This is a genomic window from Duganella sp. Root336D2, from assembly GCF_001425005.1.
Taxonomy (GTDB): Bacteria; Pseudomonadota; Gammaproteobacteria; order Burkholderiales; family Burkholderiaceae_D; genus Rugamonas.
This window is the reverse complement of the sequence record NZ_LMDB01000039.1, coordinates 167,074-180,855: the sequence shown is the minus strand read 5'-3', so window position 1 is coordinate 180,855 and position 13,782 is coordinate 167,074. Positions and strand designations below refer to the sequence as shown.

Sequence of the window (13,782 nt, the reverse complement as noted above, 5' to 3'; positions counted from 1 at the left end):
TTCTGCCGTGCGGTCGAAATTAACGCGACGACCCTGGTAAGGCAGGCCGTCCACCAAAAGTCGTGCGCCACCATGCGATTTCGCCATACTTCAGAACTTCGCTGCGATGCTCATGCCGATACTGCGCGGCGCCAAACGGTAGCCCTGCACGATCGAGGCGACCTGCGGGTGCTGGATGACCTTGTCTTCGTCGAAGGCATTCTTGATGAAGGCAGTCAGCTGGTAGCGGTCAATCGAGATGCCCGTGCTGAAGTTGGCGGTGTGGTACCCAGGGCGCTCGTAATCGGTCTGCTCGGGATTGAGCGAGCCTTTACTTGGGCCGACCCACTGCACGCCGCCCATCACGAACGCACTGCGGCCGCCGGCGGTCGAAAAATTGTATTGCGCGGTGACGGTGCCATTGTACTTCGGCACGCCCTGCACTTGCGCGCCTTTGACTGCGCCGACGACGCCATTGGCGATGCCGTCGTCGTTCGACAGTTCGGCTTTCACATAGCCGCCGGCCGCACCCAGGGTCAGGCCGGCCATCGGTTTGGCCTTGACGTCGAACTCGAAACCTTTGCTGGTGGCGTTGCCGGCGTTGGCGTTGTATGAGTAGGCGCAGGTCGGCAGGTAGACGCCTTGCTGGATGTTCTTCCACTTCACGTAGAACACGTCGGCATTGACGGCAACGCGGCCCTGCATGAAGCGCGACTTGCTGCCGACCTCATAGCTCCACAGGCTGTCGGAGGCGTAGGTCGGCGGGCCGGCGGTCAGGCCGTTCTCCTCCAGGTCCGGGCCGCACGTGGTGGGCGGCACGAATACATTGGAGCCGCCCAGGCGGAAGCCTTTGGCAACGGAGCCGTAGATGGTGTGGTCAGGCGTGGCTTCCCAGGTCACCGCGTATTTCGGCGTGAAGGCGTGCGACGACAGCTTGGTGGTGCTGTTGTTGCCGGCGCCGGCCAGGTACAGGCTGTTGCGCTGTGCCAGCGCAGACTCGCCCTTCAGGTAGCGCGCGCCGATGGTGGCGTGCAGCGTGGGCGAGAAATAGTAATTCGCTTCGCCGAAGATCGAATTCTGCTTTTCGCGGTAGTGGAATTCGCCGGCGAATGAATTGTCGTTCGGGAAAGCGCCGGGATAGGCGCCCGGCAGCAGGTCCGGATCTGCGCTGGAGAAGCCGAACTGGGTGAAGGTGTCGTTGATGCCGAAGATCGGGTCATTCTCATTCAGGTTGGTGTGCTGGTTCGAGAAGTAGTAGCCCACCAGCCAGGTCACAGGCGAACCGCCGGCTGCAAAAGGCTTGGAGGCCAGGCGGAATTCCTGCGAGATCTGACGCACCGCATTATTCAGGTAGACCGCCGACGGCAGGCCGGCAATCGCTTCGATCAGCTGCGGCGGAGCATTGCCGCCATCGGCGGTCGAGGTCAGGAAGGTCGACAGCGAATAGCTGTTGTAGGCCGAGCCGTTCTGCGTGCGGTCGAACTTGCGCAGGAAATAGCTGGTGCTGGAAGTCAGGTCGGCCGCGCCCAGGTCCCAGTTGACCGCCAGGTTCGGCGTCAGCAATTTGTCGATGGAAGGCTCGCGCACCTGCTTCTGCGCCTGGTATGGCGGACGGTCCAGGTTGAAGGCGGCGATATCCTTGGCGTCCACGCGCTGGTAATAGATCGATGGCGTAATGCTCAGGTCGCGCGTCGGCGCCCATTTCAGGGCTACGCGCAGTTCCTGGTCCTTGATCTTGTTGATGTCGCTGGCCAGCACCTTGCCGTCGCCGTCCACCTGGTCGATGAAGCCGCCCGAGCGCTGGGCTTGGGCGCCGATGCGCAGCGCCAGTTCATTGTCGACCAGCGGGAAGTTGCCGACCACGCTGCTGGAATAGCTTGGGCTGCCGCCTTTGGTGGAGGAGGCTTCGGCATAGGCCGTGGCTTCGCGCTCTTTCAGGTCCGGCTCGTTCGGCACGAACTTGATGGTGCCGCCCATGGAGCTGGCGCCGTACAGCGTGGCTTGCGGGCCGCGCAGCACTTCGACCCGGTCGATGTCGAAGAACTTCGGTTCCACCGTGCCCATGGTATACAGGTTACCCACCGTCAGCGACACGTCGCCAAGGTAGATGCCGACGGTGGCCTGGCCGGCCGCCGAGCTGATGCCGCGGATTTCGATATTGGAAGTGCCGGGCCCGGCGCCGCCGTTGCCGGTGGCGGCCGTGAAGGAAATATTCGGCACGGCCCGTGTCAGGTCGGTGAAATCGTCGACCTGCTGCGACAGCAGCGAGGCGCCGCTGATGGCGGAAATACTCATCGCCACCTTGTTCGGATCTTCCTTGCGCTTTTGCGCAGTGACAGTGACAACTTCGATCTTGTCGCTTTCCGCCAAGGCTTGGACCGAAATAGCTGCCAGGGAGCAAGCGAGGACCGTCCGACGAATTTTCATGCCTTTTTTCCTATGAATGAGCCAAAGTTATTAAAATAGCAGGAATTTGCTGCCTTGCAGCACTGAACTCCAATCAACAAGCGTTTCAATTTGTAAATTGCTGACTTTGCGGTTATTAGTGTTGTAAAATTTACCTCTTTAGCTGTACCACCCAGGCCGCTACGGGGCTCCAAGCAGAGAGAACCGTTTCTGAATTACAATGTGGCCTCAAGAACAAAGAGCGACATATCAGTGTCAAATTTAGTCGAAATCCGTGACTTACACTTCAGCTATGGGAAGCGGGCGATCCTGTCCGGTCTCCATATGGACTTCCCGCGCGGGAAAGTGGTGGCTGTCATGGGTGGTTCCGGCAGCGGTAAAACCACCGTCCTGCGCCTGGTAGGCGGCCAGATCCGCCCGCAAAAAGGTGCCGTCAGCGTGGAAGGCCAGGTCGTTCACAAGTTGAAGACCAGGGACTTGTATGTGCTGCGGCGCAAAATGGGCATGCTGTTCCAGCATGGCGCGCTGTTCACCGACCTGAGCGTGTATGAAAACGTGGCCTTCCCGCTGCGCGAACATACCGACCTGCCGGAAGAACTGATCCGCGACCTGGTGCTGATGAAACTGCACTCGGTGGGCCTGCGCAATGCAGCCAAGCTGAAGCCGGGCGAAATTTCCGGCGGCATGGCGCGCCGGGTAGCGTTGGCGCGCTCGATCGCGCTGGATCCGCAACTGATCATGTATGACGAGCCGTTCGCCGGCCTCGACCCGATCTCGATGGGTGTGACCGCCAACCTGATCCGCAACCTGAACGATGCGCTCGGCTCGACCACGATCCTGGTTTCGCACGACGTGAAAGAGTCGTTCATGATCGCCGACTATGTCTATTTCCTGTCGCAGGGCAAGATCGTTGCCCACGGCACCCCGGCAGATATGATGGTTTCGACTGACCCTTACGTGAAGCAATTCGTGCACGCGGAAGCGGATGGCCCAGTGCCGTTCCACTATCCGGGCAAATCGCTGGCCGAAGACCTCGGCCTGGGAGCACGCAAATGATGCGCCGTTTCCTGCTCAGCGTAGGTGGCGGCGCGCGCGATTACGTGGAAAGCATCGGCCTTTCCTTCCGTACCCTGTTCGTCATGCTGGGGCTGTCGCCCGGCCTGCTGCGCCGTCCGCGCCTGCTGGTCGAACAGCTGCATGTGATCGGTAACTACTCCCTGCTGATCATTATCCTGTCCGGCCTGTTTGTTGGCATGGTGCTGGGCCTGCAGGGTTACTACACTCTCAACAAGTACGGCGCCTCCGAATCGCTGGGCCTGCTGGTGGCGTTGGGCCTGACCCGCGAACTGGGCCCGGTCATCACGGCCCTGCTGTTCGCCGGCCGCGCCGGTACTTCGCTGACCGCGGAGATCGGCCTGATGAAAGCGGGCGAACAGCTGTCCGCCATGGAAATGATGGCCGTGAACCCGATCCAGCGCGTGCTGGCGCCGCGTTTCTGGGCGGGCGTCATTTCGGTGCCGCTGCTGACCGGCATGTTCAGTGCGGTCGGTATCCTCGGCGGCTACCTGATCGGCGTTGGGCTGATCGGTGTCGACGAAGGCGCGTTCTGGTCGCAGATGCAGGGCGGCGTCGACGTGTGGAAAGATGTATTCAATGGATTCGTGAAAAGTGTGGTGTTCGGCGTAGCCATCACTTATATCGCGCTGTACCAAGGCTATGAAGCCCAGCCTACCCCGGAAGACGTATCCGGCGCGACAACGCGCACTGTGGTCATCTCTTCCCTGATGATCTGGTGGCTCGACTTCATGCTGACGGCGCTGATGTTCAGTAAGTAAAAACCGGTGTCAGGACTTGACACCGCTGACTAAGGATTTGATATGCAACGTAAATCTCTCGACGTTTGGGTTGGCCTGTTCATCGTGATGGGCGCTGCTGCGCTGATGTTCCTGGCGCTGAAAGCCGGTAACCTTGGCTCCATGACCATGGGCAAGACCTACCAGGTGACCGCCCGCTTCGACAATATCGGTTCGCTGCGCCCGCAGGCTGCGGTAAAGGCATCCGGTGTGGTGGTGGGCCGTGTGGCCTCGGTTGGCTTTGACGACAAGGTGTACAAGGCAGTCGTTACCCTGGATATGGAAGAAGGCTTCAAGTTCCCTAAAGACAGCTCGGCCAAGATCCTGACTGCCGGCCTGCTGGGCGAGCAGTACATCGGTATCGAAGCCGGTGGCGACGACAAGAACCTGGCAGCGGGCGACCGCATTGCCCGCACCCAGTCGGCCACCGTGCTGGAAGACTTGATCAACCAGTTCATCTATAGCAAGGCAGCTGAAGGAAAGGACTCCCAATGAGCAAATTCCGTACACTTGCCCTGAGCCTGGCGGTGGCAGGCGCGCTGAGCGGCTGCGCCGGCACCAATCCACGCGACCCGTATGAAGGCTTCAACCGCGCCGTCTTCAACTTCAACGACAAGGTTGATGAATATGCGCTGAAGCCGACCGCCACCGTCTACAAGAACGTGACCCCGGGCTTCTTCCAGACCGGCGTGAGCAACTTCTTCGGTAACCTGGGCGACGTCTGGACTGCCGCCAACAACTTGCTGCAAGGCAAGGTCGGCGATGGCATGTCGGACTTGATGCGCGTGGCGATGAACTCGACCTTCGGCCTGCTGGGCGTGCTCGATATTGCGTCCGAAGCAGGTTTGCAAAAACATAAAGAAGATTTTGGCCAGACCCTGGGTTCCTGGGGCGTGCCGTCCGGCCCTTACCTGATGCTGCCGCTGCTGGGTCCGTCGACCGTGCGCGACACTGCCGCCCTGCCGGCGGATATCACTGCCGACCCATGGCAATACAAAGATCCTGTCAACGTGCGCAACGTCGGCACCGTTCTTCGCGTTGTGGACCAGCGTGCAGCCCTGCTGGACGCTTCCACGCTGCTTGAAGATGCCGCCCTCGACCGCTACGAGTTCATCCGTGACGGTTGGATGCAGCGCCGTAACAGCCAGGTTTACGATGGGGAAGACGGTCCAAAGGACAAGCAGAAGCAGCCTGAAGTGGAGGACGAGGCCCCAAAGCAGCCTCAGGCTATAATGCCGGAACCGGCTGAAAGCAAACCCAGCCTGTGATCCGGAACACAACCCTACATAGGTAAAGAACAATGAATCTGATCAAACAACTGATCGCGGTCGCAACGGTAGCGTTCGCCACCAGCGCATTTGCCGCTACTGCTCCAGCCAACGAAGCGCCGGACGTACTGATCAAGCGCATCAGCTCCGAAGTGCTGGAAACTGCCAAGTCCGACAAGGACATCCAGGCTGGCAACCAGAAGAAAGTCATGGACCTGGTGGAAACCAAGATCCTGCCTTACGTCGACTTCCAGCGCATGACTTCGCTGGCAGCCGGCCGCTACTGGCGCGAAGCGACCCCGGAACAGCAAAAGCAGCTGGCCGCTGAATTCCGCACCCTGCTGATCTTCACTTACTCGGGCGCGCTGTCCCAGGTGAAAGACCAGACCGTCGACTTCAAGCCTATGCGTTCGTCCCCAGGCGACACCGAAGTGGAAGTGCGCTCCCAGGTGAACCAGGCACGCGGCGAGCCGATCCAGCTGAACTACCGCGTCGCCAAAACCGATGCCGGCTGGAAGATCTATGACATCAACGTGCTGGGCGCGTGGCTGGTAGAAGCCTACAAAGGCACTTTCTCTTCGGAAATCTCGAAAGGCGGCATCGACGGCCTGATCAAGACCCTGTCCGAAAAGAACAAGAAGCTCGCTTCCAAGCCGCTGAAGACTGCAGGTAAATAATGCCTGATACCACTGTTTCCAACCAGCTTGCGCTGAAGTCGCTGACCGTGGCCAACGCCACGGAAGCGCTGGCGCAGGGCCTGGCTGCGCTGCGCGCCGGCCAGACCGTGTTCGACCTGAGCCAGGTGGAAGCCGTGGATTCCGCTGCCGTGTCAGTCATGCTGGCATGGCAGCGCGCTGCCGCTCAGAACGGCATCAAGCTGGAACTGCGCAACCTGCCAGGACAGCTCCAGAGCTTGACCAAGCTCTACGGCGTGTGCACGCTCGTGTCGCCCGCCGACCTGCATCATCATTGACCCCCGCCCCACTCCCGCCCGCATGACCTAGAGGTATCAGGGGCCAACAGGCTGCGCCTGTCGGCACCCGGCACCTGAAATTGTTGACTCGGCGAGCCCGAGCCAAATTTCCCCTATAATTGACCGTCTACCGCGCCTGTTGCGCGCGCGCCTTTGCAACGGTCATCGTTGTCCCAGTTATCTATACAAGTAAGCATGACAGCAATCGAAATCAGCAACGTCCAGAAGCGCTACAAGGCGCTGCAGGCGCTTGGCGGCGTGTCCCTGAAAATCGAAGAAGGCGAGTTCTTTGGCTTGCTCGGTCCGAACGGCGCGGGCAAGACCACTTTGATCTCCATCATTGCCGGCCTGATCCGCGCCGACGCCGGCGGAGTGAGGATTCACGGCCATGACGTGGTGTCGGATTTCCGCGCCGCGCGCAAGAAGCTGGGCGTGGTGCCGCAGGAGCTGGTGTTCGATCCCTTCTTTACCGTGCGTGAAACGCTGCGCCTGCAGTCCGGCTACTTCGGCCTCGGCAACAACGACAAGTGGATCGACGAGGTGATGGAAGAGCTGGGCCTGGCCAACAAGGCCGACACCAATATGCGCGCCCTGTCCGGCGGCATGAAACGCCGCGTGCTGGTGGCGCAGGCGCTGGTGCACAAGCCGCCGGTCATCGTGCTGGACGAGCCGACCGCCGGCGTCGACGTCGAGTTGCGCCAGACGCTGTGGAAGTTCATCTCGCGCCTGAATCGCGAAGGCCACACCATCGTGCTGACCACGCACTACCTGGAAGAAGCGCAAGCCATGTGCAAGCGCGTCGCCATGCTCAAGCTGGGCAAGGTGGTGGCGCTGGACACCATGTCGCAGCTGATCCGCCGCATCTCCGGCTCGCAGCTGGTGCTGCACCTGCCGCACAACAGCTTGCCGGAAGAGCTGCAGCCGCTGCTGAACCATCCGCCGGAAGACAACAAGTACAGCCTGCGCATCAACGATTACGCGGAAGTGGAAGGCATCCTCGCGCGCCTGCGCCAGGGCGGCATCAGCATCGACGAGATGCAGCTGCAGCAGGCCGACCTTGAAGACATCTTCCTGCAAATCATGGACGAGAACATCGTATGATCACCACCGGCTTCCGCACCCTGGTCTACAAAGAGACGCTGCGCTTCTACAAGGTCGCGACGCAGACGATTGCCGCGCCGATCCTGACCGCCATGCTGTACCTGCTGATCTTCGGCCATGTGCTGTCGGGCCGCATCGAGGTCTATCCGGGCGTGACCTACACCGCCTTCCTGATCCCGGGCCTGGTGATGATGAGCGTGCTGCAGAATTCCTTCGCCAACTCGTCGTCGTCGCTGATCCAGTCCAAGATTACCGGCAACCTGGTGTTCGTGCTGCTCACGCCCCTGTCGCACTGGGAGATCTTCTCCGCCTATGTGCTGGCCTCGATGGTGCGCGGCATCACCGTCGGTTTCGGCGTGTTCGCGATTACCGCCTGGTTCACGCACCTGAGCTTCACGGCGCCGCTGTGGATCCTGGTGTTCGCCCTGCTCGGCGCGGCCATCCTCGGCACCATGGGCCTGATCGCCGGCATCTGGGCCGAGAAGTTCGACCAGCTGGCCGCCTTCCAGAATTTCCTGATCGTGCCGCTGACCTTCCTGGCCGGCGTGTTCTATTCGATCCATTCGCTGCCGCCGTTCTGGCTGGCCATATCGCATGCGAACCCGTTCTTCTACATGATCGACGGCTTCCGCTATGGCTTCTTCGGGCAGTCCGACGTGAACCCCTGGATCAGCGTCGCCATCGTCTCCGCCTTCCTGGTGGTGCTGGCGCTGCTCGCCATCAAACTTCTGCGCAGCGGCTATCGCCTGCGCCACTGATTTATTGAGGAATTCAAAGTGACCACAACTCCAGAAGCAATCCACAGCTATATCGCTGCCGGCCTTGAATGCACCCACCTGCAGGTGGAAGGCGACGGCCAGCACTTCCAGGCCGTGATCGTGTCGCCTGCCTTCGCCGGCAAGCGCCTGATCCAGCGCCACCAGCTGGTGTATGCCGCGCTGGGCGACCGCATGCGCGAAGAGATCCATGCACTGTCGATGAAAACCCTGACCCCTGAAGAATTCCAAGGATAAGAAGAATATGGACAAACTGCTCATCACCGGCGGCAAGCGCCTGGTCGGCGACATCAAGATCTCCGGCGCCAAGAACGCTGCCCTGCCCATCCTGTGCGCTGGCCTGCTGACCGCAGGCGACCTGGAACTGACCAATGTGCCGCTGCTGCACGACGTGGCGACCATGCTCAAGCTGCTGCGCCAGACCGGCCTGTCGGTCCAGCAGGATGGCGAGAAGGTCACGCTGAACGGCTCGAAGATCGACAAGTGCGAAGCGCCGTATGAGCTGGTGAAGACCATGCGCGCATCGATCCTGGTACTGGGTCCGCTGCTGGCGCGCTTCGGCGAAGCCAAGGTGTCGCTGCCGGGCGGCTGCGCCATCGGTTCGCGTCCGGTCGACCAGCACATCAAGGGCCTGCGCGCCATGGGTGCGGAGATCACCATTGACGGCGGCTATATCTACGCCAAGTGCAAGAAGCTGAAGGGCACCCGCATCGTCACCGACATGATCACCGTGACCGGCACCGAAAACCTGCTGATGGCTGCCACCCTGGCCGAAGGCGAGACGGTCCTGGAAAATGCCGCGCGCGAGCCGGAAGTGACCGACCTGGCGAACCTGCTGGTGGCGATGGGCGCCAGGATCGAAGGCATCGGCACCGACCGCCTGGTGATCCAGGGTGTGCCCTCCCTGCACGGCGCCAAACACGATGTCATCTCCGACCGGATCGAAGCGGCGACCTTCCTGTGCGCAGTCGCAGCAGCCGGCGGCGACATCACCATCCGCAATACCCGCACCGACATCTTCGACGTGGCGCTGGACAAGCTGCGCGAGATGGGCGTGGAGCTGACCGTGGGCGACACCTGGATCCGTGCCAGGATGGACCAGCGCCCGAAACCGGTGTCCTTCCGCACCACCGAATACCCGGGCTTCCCGACCGATATGCAGGCGCAGTTCATGGCGGTAAACCTGATTGCCGGCGGCAGCAGCAAGGTGACCGAAACCATTTTCGAGAACCGCTTCATGCACGTGCAGGAAATGAACCGCCTGGGCTCGAAGATCTCCATCGACGGCAATACCGCCTACATCGACGGCGTCGGGCAGCTGATCGGCGCGCCGGTGATGGCGACCGACTTGCGCGCATCGGCTTCGCTGGTGATCGCCGGCCTGGCCGCCAAAGGCGAGACCCTGGTGGACCGCATTTACCACCTGGACCGCGGCTACGACCGCATGGAAGACAAGCTGTCCGCCGTTGGCGCCAATATCACCCGACTCAAGTAACCATGGAACTTATCCTCGCCCTGTCGAAAGGCCGGATCTTCGAAGACACGCTGCCGCTGCTGGAAGCGGCCGGCATCAAAGTCCTCGAAAACCCGGAAACCTCCCGCAAGCTGATCCTGCCTACTTCGGACCCCGGCATTCGCGTACTGATCGTACGCGCATCGGACGTGCCGACCTACGTGCAGTATGGCGCCGCGGACTTCGGCGTGGCGGGCAAGGATGTCTTGCTGGAACACGGCGGCGAAGGCCTGTACCAGCCGGTCGACCTGCATATCGCCAAATGCCGCATGTCGGTGGCGACGCGTGCCGGCTTCGATTACGAGACCGCAGTGCGCCAGGGCGCGCGCCTGCGCGTGGCGACCAAGTTCACCACGATAGCGCGCGAGCACTTCGGCAAGAAAGGCGTGCACGTCGACCTGATCAAGCTGTATGGCTCGATGGAGCTGGCGCCCCTGGTTGGCCTGTCCGACGCCATCGTCGACGTGGTTTCCACCGGCAGCACGCTGCGCGCCAACAACCTGGTGGAAGTGGAAGAGATCATGGACATCTCTTCGCGCCTGGTCGTGAACCAGGCTGCGATGAAGCTCAAGCGCGCCCGCCTGCAACCGATTATCGAAGCTTTTGAACGCGCCAGCGCCGCTGCCAAATGATGCCCATGATCCGAAAACTCGACTCCACCCAGGACGATTTCCAGGAAACGCTGGACGCGCTGCTGGCCTTTGAAGCGGAAACCGACGACGCGATCGAAAGCGCCGTCGCAAAAATTATCGCCGACGTGCGCGCGCGCGGCGACGAAGCCGTTCTGGAATACACCAACCGCTTCGACCGCATGAGCGCCGCCGGCATGGCCGATTTCGACATCGGCCAGGCGGAGCTGGACGCGGCACTGGCCGCGCTGCCGGGCGCGCAGCGCAGCGCGCTGCAAACCGCGGCCGACCGCATCCGCGCCTTCCACGAGCGCCAGAAGCAGGAACTGCAAGGCTTCACCTACACCGAAGCCGACGGCACCATCCTCGGGCAGCGCATTACGCCGCTGGACCGCGTCGGCATCTACGTCCCCGGCGGCAAGGCTGCCTACCCTTCGTCGGTGCTGATGAACGCCGTGCCGGCCAAAGTGGCCGGCGTCGAAGAAATCATCATGGTCGTGCCGACGCCGGACGGCGTGAAGAACCAGATGGTGCTGGCCGCGGCCGCCATTGCCGGCGTGACCCGCGTGATCGGCATCGGCGGTGCGCAAGCCGTGGCCGCACTGGCGCACGGCACCGAAACCATCCGTCCCGTCGACAAGATCGTCGGCCCGGGCAATGCCTATGTGGCGGCAGCCAAGCGCCGCGTGTTCGGCACCGTCGGTATCGACATGATCGCCGGCCCGTCCGAGATCCTGGTGATTTGCGACGGCACCACCGACCCCGACTGGGTGGCAATGGACCTGTTCTCGCAGGCCGAGCACGACGAACTGGCGCAAGCCATCCTGCTGTGCCCTGACGCAGGGTACATCGCGCAAGTGGAAGCCAGCATCGCCAAACTGCTGCCGGCCATGCCGCGCAAGGCTGTCATCGAAACCTCGCTGCGCGACCGCGGCGCGCTGGTGAAAGTGCGCGACATGGCGGAAGCCTGCGCCATCGCCAACAGCATCGCCGCCGAACACCTGGAGATTTCGGCCGAGAACCCGCAGCAGTGGGCCGAGCAGATCCGCCACGCCGGCGCCATGTTCCTCGGCCGCTTCTCGTCCGAATCGCTGGGCGACTATTGCTGCGGCCCGAACCACGTGCTGCCGACCTCGCGCACCGCACGCTTCTCGTCGCCGCTGGGCGTATACGACTTCCAGAAGCGCTCCTCGGTGATTCACGTCAGCGAAGCCGGCGCCCAGACGCTGGGCAAGGTGGCGGCCGAACTGGCCTACGGCGAAGGCTTGCAAGCCCACGCCCGCAGCGCGGAGCTGCGCCTGAAATGACGCATTCATCCCATCCTTGGAAAAACCAGGTCTTCCAAGAGGACGCGATGGCCGGACTGGCCCGCGTGCCGGATGGTTCCGTCGACCTGATCCTGACCGATCCGCCCTACAACCTGGGCAAGGATTACGGCAACGCGTCCGACCAGCAGACGATGGAAGACTACCTGGCGTGGACGGAGGCATGGATCGATGCAGCCCTGCCGAAGCTGAAGCCGAACGGCAGCCTGTACATCTTCCTGACCTGGCGCTACTCGCCGGAAATTTTCGTCATGCTGAAAAAGCGCATGACGATGATGAACGAAATTATCTGGGACCGCCGCGTGCCTTCCATGGGCGGCAGTACCCGCAGTTTCTCGTCGGTGCACGACACGATTGGATTCTTCGTGCGCCGCAAGGATTACTACTTCGACCTCGACGCCGTGCGTATCGCGTACGATGCCGAAACCAAGAAGGCCCGTTCGCGCTCGATTTTCGTCGGCGCAAAATGGCTGGAAGTGGGCTACAACCCCAAGGACCTGTGGAGCGTATCGCGCTTGCACCGGGAACATGCGGAACGGGTCGACCACCCGACGCAAAAGCCGCTGGAAATTATCGAACGCATGGTCAAGGCCAGCTGCCCGCCGGATGGCGTGGTGATGGACCTGTTCATGGGCAGCGGGACTACCGCTGTCGCCGCGCGTCGCTGCGGGCGTGATTTTGTCGGCTTTGAATTGAATCCCGAGTATTGCGACATAGCCCGGAGGCGCCTGGAGGCGCTTGCCGAAACCGGTAAACCGCTGTCTGACCCGCAGGGTCAGACACCTCCGCCACGCAGGGGACGCAGGCCGAAAACGGTGCCTGCCCCGAACGAGGCTTTAGAACAGGAGTAAATGCAGATGTCCCTCGACAGCCTTATCGCCAATACGATCCGCCAGGATGTGCGTTCCGACCACATCTACCATGTGCCGGATGCCAGCGGATTTATCAAGCTGGATGCGATGGAGAATCCATATGTGCTGCCGAGCGACCTGCATCATGAGCTGGCGAACCGCATCGCCGGCGTCGCGCTGAACCGCTATCCGGTCGCCAGCTACGAAACCATCAAGCAGCGCATCCGCGCCAGACTCGGCGTGCCGCAAGGCTACGACGTCATGCTGGGCAACGGCTCGGACGAGCTGATTGCCATCATGGCGCAAGCCTGCGCGCTGCAGCCGGCGGAAGGCCGGCGCGCCGTGATGATGGCGCCGGCGCCGTCCTTCGTCATGTTCCAGCGCTCGGCCATGGTGGCCGGCATGGACTTCACCGGCGTGCCGCTGAAAGCCGACCTGACGCTCGACCTGCCGGCCATGCTGGCGGCAATCGCGCAGCATAAGCCGGCGCTGGTCTTCCTGGCCTACCCGAACAACCCGACCGGCAACCTGTTCGACGCCGGCGATATCGAGCAGGTGATCAAGGCGCTGGGCGACAAGGGCCTGTGCGTGGTCGATGAAGCGTATGAGCCGTTTGCACAACAAAGCTTCATGGGCCGCCTGCCGGAATTCCCCAACCTGATCGTCATGCGCACACTGTCGAAACTTGGCCTGGCGGGCATCCGCCTTGGCTATATGTCGTGCGCGCCAGCCCTGCTGGAGCAATTCGACAAGATCCGCCCACCCTACAACGTCAATGTCCTGACCCAGGCCGCCGCCGAATTCTGCCTCGACCACCTCGATGTGCTGAATGAACAGGCTGCCCTGCTGCGCCAACAGCGCGGTGAGTTGTCGAATGCACTGGCGAACTTGCCGGGTGTCAACGTTTTCCCCTCGGCGGCAAACTTTATCCTCATTCGCGTACCGAACTCCGAGCAGGTTCATGCCAAACTGTTGGAGCGCAAGGTTTTGATCAAAAATGTGGGTAGAATGCACAATGTACTGGCCAACTGCCTGCGCATCACGGTCAGCACGCCCGAGGAAAACGCAATCATGCTGGACGGCTTGAAAGCCGCCCTGGCGTCCTGAA

The 13,782-nt window shown here is 61.8% G+C and carries 15 protein-coding genes; 14 read left to right on the top strand and 1 reads right to left on the bottom strand.

From position 1 onward, the window contains the following. Positions 1–90 precede the first annotated feature (90 nt). Complete coding sequence (locus tag ASD07_RS28875) at positions 91–2,406, bottom strand: TonB-dependent receptor (protein WP_055939020.1); 2,316 nt, start codon at positions 2,404–2,406, stop codon at positions 91–93. A 231-nt stretch (positions 2,407–2,637) separates the two neighbouring features. Between ASD07_RS28875 and ASD07_RS28870 the strand changes: the two genes are divergently transcribed. The 14 genes from ASD07_RS28870 to hisC all read left to right on the top strand — a co-directional run bounded on the left by ASD07_RS28870 (position 2,638) and on the right by hisC (position 13,781). After that, positions 2,638–3,441: an ABC transporter ATP-binding protein gene (locus tag ASD07_RS28870; protein ID WP_055939017.1), complete on the top strand. Its 804-nt coding sequence runs from the start codon at positions 2,638–2,640 to the stop codon at positions 3,439–3,441. Continuing rightward, on the top strand, positions 3,438–4,220 hold the full coding sequence (gene mlaE / locus ASD07_RS28865) for a lipid asymmetry maintenance ABC transporter permease subunit MlaE (RefSeq protein WP_055939015.1): 783 nt from the start codon (positions 3,438–3,440) through the stop codon (positions 4,218–4,220). The genes ASD07_RS28870 and mlaE overlap by 4 nt, the downstream gene beginning before the upstream one ends. 42 nt (positions 4,221–4,262) lie before the next feature. Next, entirely contained in the window at positions 4,263–4,733 is a 471-nt protein-coding gene (gene mlaD, locus ASD07_RS28860) for an outer membrane lipid asymmetry maintenance protein MlaD (RefSeq protein ID WP_055939012.1), read from the top strand. Then, positions 4,730–5,506: a VacJ family lipoprotein gene (locus ASD07_RS28855; RefSeq protein WP_055939010.1), complete on the top strand. Its 777-nt coding sequence runs from the start codon at positions 4,730–4,732 to the stop codon at positions 5,504–5,506. Before mlaD ends, ASD07_RS28855 begins: the two co-directional genes overlap by 4 nt. Before the next feature lie 32 nt (positions 5,507–5,538). Further along, positions 5,539–6,183, top strand: coding sequence for a phospholipid-binding protein MlaC (locus ASD07_RS28850; protein WP_055939008.1), 645 nt, complete (start codon positions 5,539–5,541; stop codon positions 6,181–6,183). Beyond that, positions 6,183–6,479: a lipid asymmetry maintenance protein MlaB gene (locus tag ASD07_RS28845; protein ID WP_055939004.1), complete on the top strand. Its 297-nt coding sequence runs from the start codon at positions 6,183–6,185 to the stop codon at positions 6,477–6,479. Before ASD07_RS28850 ends, ASD07_RS28845 begins: the two co-directional genes overlap by 1 nt. A gap of 195 nt (positions 6,480–6,674) precedes the next feature. Then, positions 6,675–7,580 carry an ABC transporter ATP-binding protein gene (locus tag ASD07_RS28840; protein WP_055939001.1) on the top strand — a complete coding sequence of 302 codons (906 nt, stop codon included), beginning with the start codon at positions 6,675–6,677 and terminating at the stop codon, positions 7,578–7,580. Next, positions 7,577–8,338: an ABC transporter permease gene (locus ASD07_RS28835; protein WP_055938987.1), complete on the top strand. Its 762-nt coding sequence runs from the start codon at positions 7,577–7,579 to the stop codon at positions 8,336–8,338. Before ASD07_RS28840 ends, ASD07_RS28835 begins: the two co-directional genes overlap by 4 nt. An 18-nt stretch (positions 8,339–8,356) precedes the next feature. Then, a complete protein-coding gene (locus tag ASD07_RS28830; protein WP_055938984.1) occupies positions 8,357–8,593 on the top strand; it encodes a BolA family protein in 237 nt (78 codons plus the stop codon). Positions 8,594–8,600: 7 nt separating this feature from the next. Next, complete coding sequence (murA, locus tag ASD07_RS28825) at positions 8,601–9,851, top strand: UDP-N-acetylglucosamine 1-carboxyvinyltransferase (protein ID WP_055938979.1); 1,251 nt, start codon at positions 8,601–8,603, stop codon at positions 9,849–9,851. A 2-nt stretch (positions 9,852–9,853) separates the two neighbouring features. Next, positions 9,854–10,501, top strand: a complete 648-nt coding sequence (hisG, locus tag ASD07_RS28820) for an ATP phosphoribosyltransferase (protein WP_055938976.1) — start codon at positions 9,854–9,856, stop codon at positions 10,499–10,501. After that, a complete protein-coding gene (gene hisD, locus ASD07_RS28815; protein WP_200953875.1) occupies positions 10,498–11,805 on the top strand; it encodes a histidinol dehydrogenase in 1,308 nt (435 codons plus the stop codon). Before hisG ends, hisD begins: the two co-directional genes overlap by 4 nt. After that, entirely contained in the window at positions 11,802–12,674 is an 873-nt protein-coding gene (locus ASD07_RS28810) for a site-specific DNA-methyltransferase (protein ID WP_082507627.1), read from the top strand. Before hisD ends, ASD07_RS28810 begins: the two co-directional genes overlap by 4 nt. After that, a complete protein-coding gene (gene hisC, locus ASD07_RS28805) occupies positions 12,675–13,781 on the top strand; it encodes a histidinol-phosphate transaminase (RefSeq protein WP_373922108.1) in 1,107 nt (368 codons plus the stop codon). Position 13,782 lies beyond the last annotated feature (1 nt).

What these genes read in the sequence shown, in the direction of transcription:
- mlaD (WP_055939012.1), top strand. Translation starts at nt 4,263, where the DNA reads ATGCAACGTAAATCTCTCGACGTTTGGGTTGGCCTGTTCATCGTGATG.
- ASD07_RS28875 (WP_055939020.1), bottom strand. Translation starts at nt 2,406, where the DNA reads ATGAAAATTCGTCGGACGGTCCTCGCTTGCTCCCTGGCAGCTATTTCG.
- ASD07_RS28850 (WP_055939008.1), top strand. Translation starts at nt 5,539, where the DNA reads ATGAATCTGATCAAACAACTGATCGCGGTCGCAACGGTAGCGTTCGCC.
- hisD (WP_200953875.1), top strand. Translation starts at nt 10,498, where the DNA reads ATGATGCCCATGATCCGAAAACTCGACTCCACCCAGGACGATTTCCAG.
- ASD07_RS28845 (WP_055939004.1), top strand. Translation starts at nt 6,183, where the DNA reads ATGCCTGATACCACTGTTTCCAACCAGCTTGCGCTGAAGTCGCTGACC.
- hisC (WP_373922108.1), top strand. Translation starts at nt 12,675, where the DNA reads ATGCAGATGTCCCTCGACAGCCTTATCGCCAATACGATCCGCCAGGAT.
- ASD07_RS28840 (WP_055939001.1), top strand. Translation starts at nt 6,675, where the DNA reads ATGACAGCAATCGAAATCAGCAACGTCCAGAAGCGCTACAAGGCGCTG.
- ASD07_RS28855 (WP_055939010.1), top strand. Translation starts at nt 4,730, where the DNA reads ATGAGCAAATTCCGTACACTTGCCCTGAGCCTGGCGGTGGCAGGCGCG.
- ASD07_RS28835 (WP_055938987.1), top strand. Translation starts at nt 7,577, where the DNA reads ATGATCACCACCGGCTTCCGCACCCTGGTCTACAAAGAGACGCTGCGC.
- ASD07_RS28810 (WP_082507627.1), top strand. Translation starts at nt 11,802, where the DNA reads ATGACGCATTCATCCCATCCTTGGAAAAACCAGGTCTTCCAAGAGGAC.
- mlaE (WP_055939015.1), top strand. Translation starts at nt 3,438, where the DNA reads ATGATGCGCCGTTTCCTGCTCAGCGTAGGTGGCGGCGCGCGCGATTAC.
- murA (WP_055938979.1), top strand. Translation starts at nt 8,601, where the DNA reads ATGGACAAACTGCTCATCACCGGCGGCAAGCGCCTGGTCGGCGACATC.
- hisG (WP_055938976.1), top strand. Translation starts at nt 9,854, where the DNA reads ATGGAACTTATCCTCGCCCTGTCGAAAGGCCGGATCTTCGAAGACACG.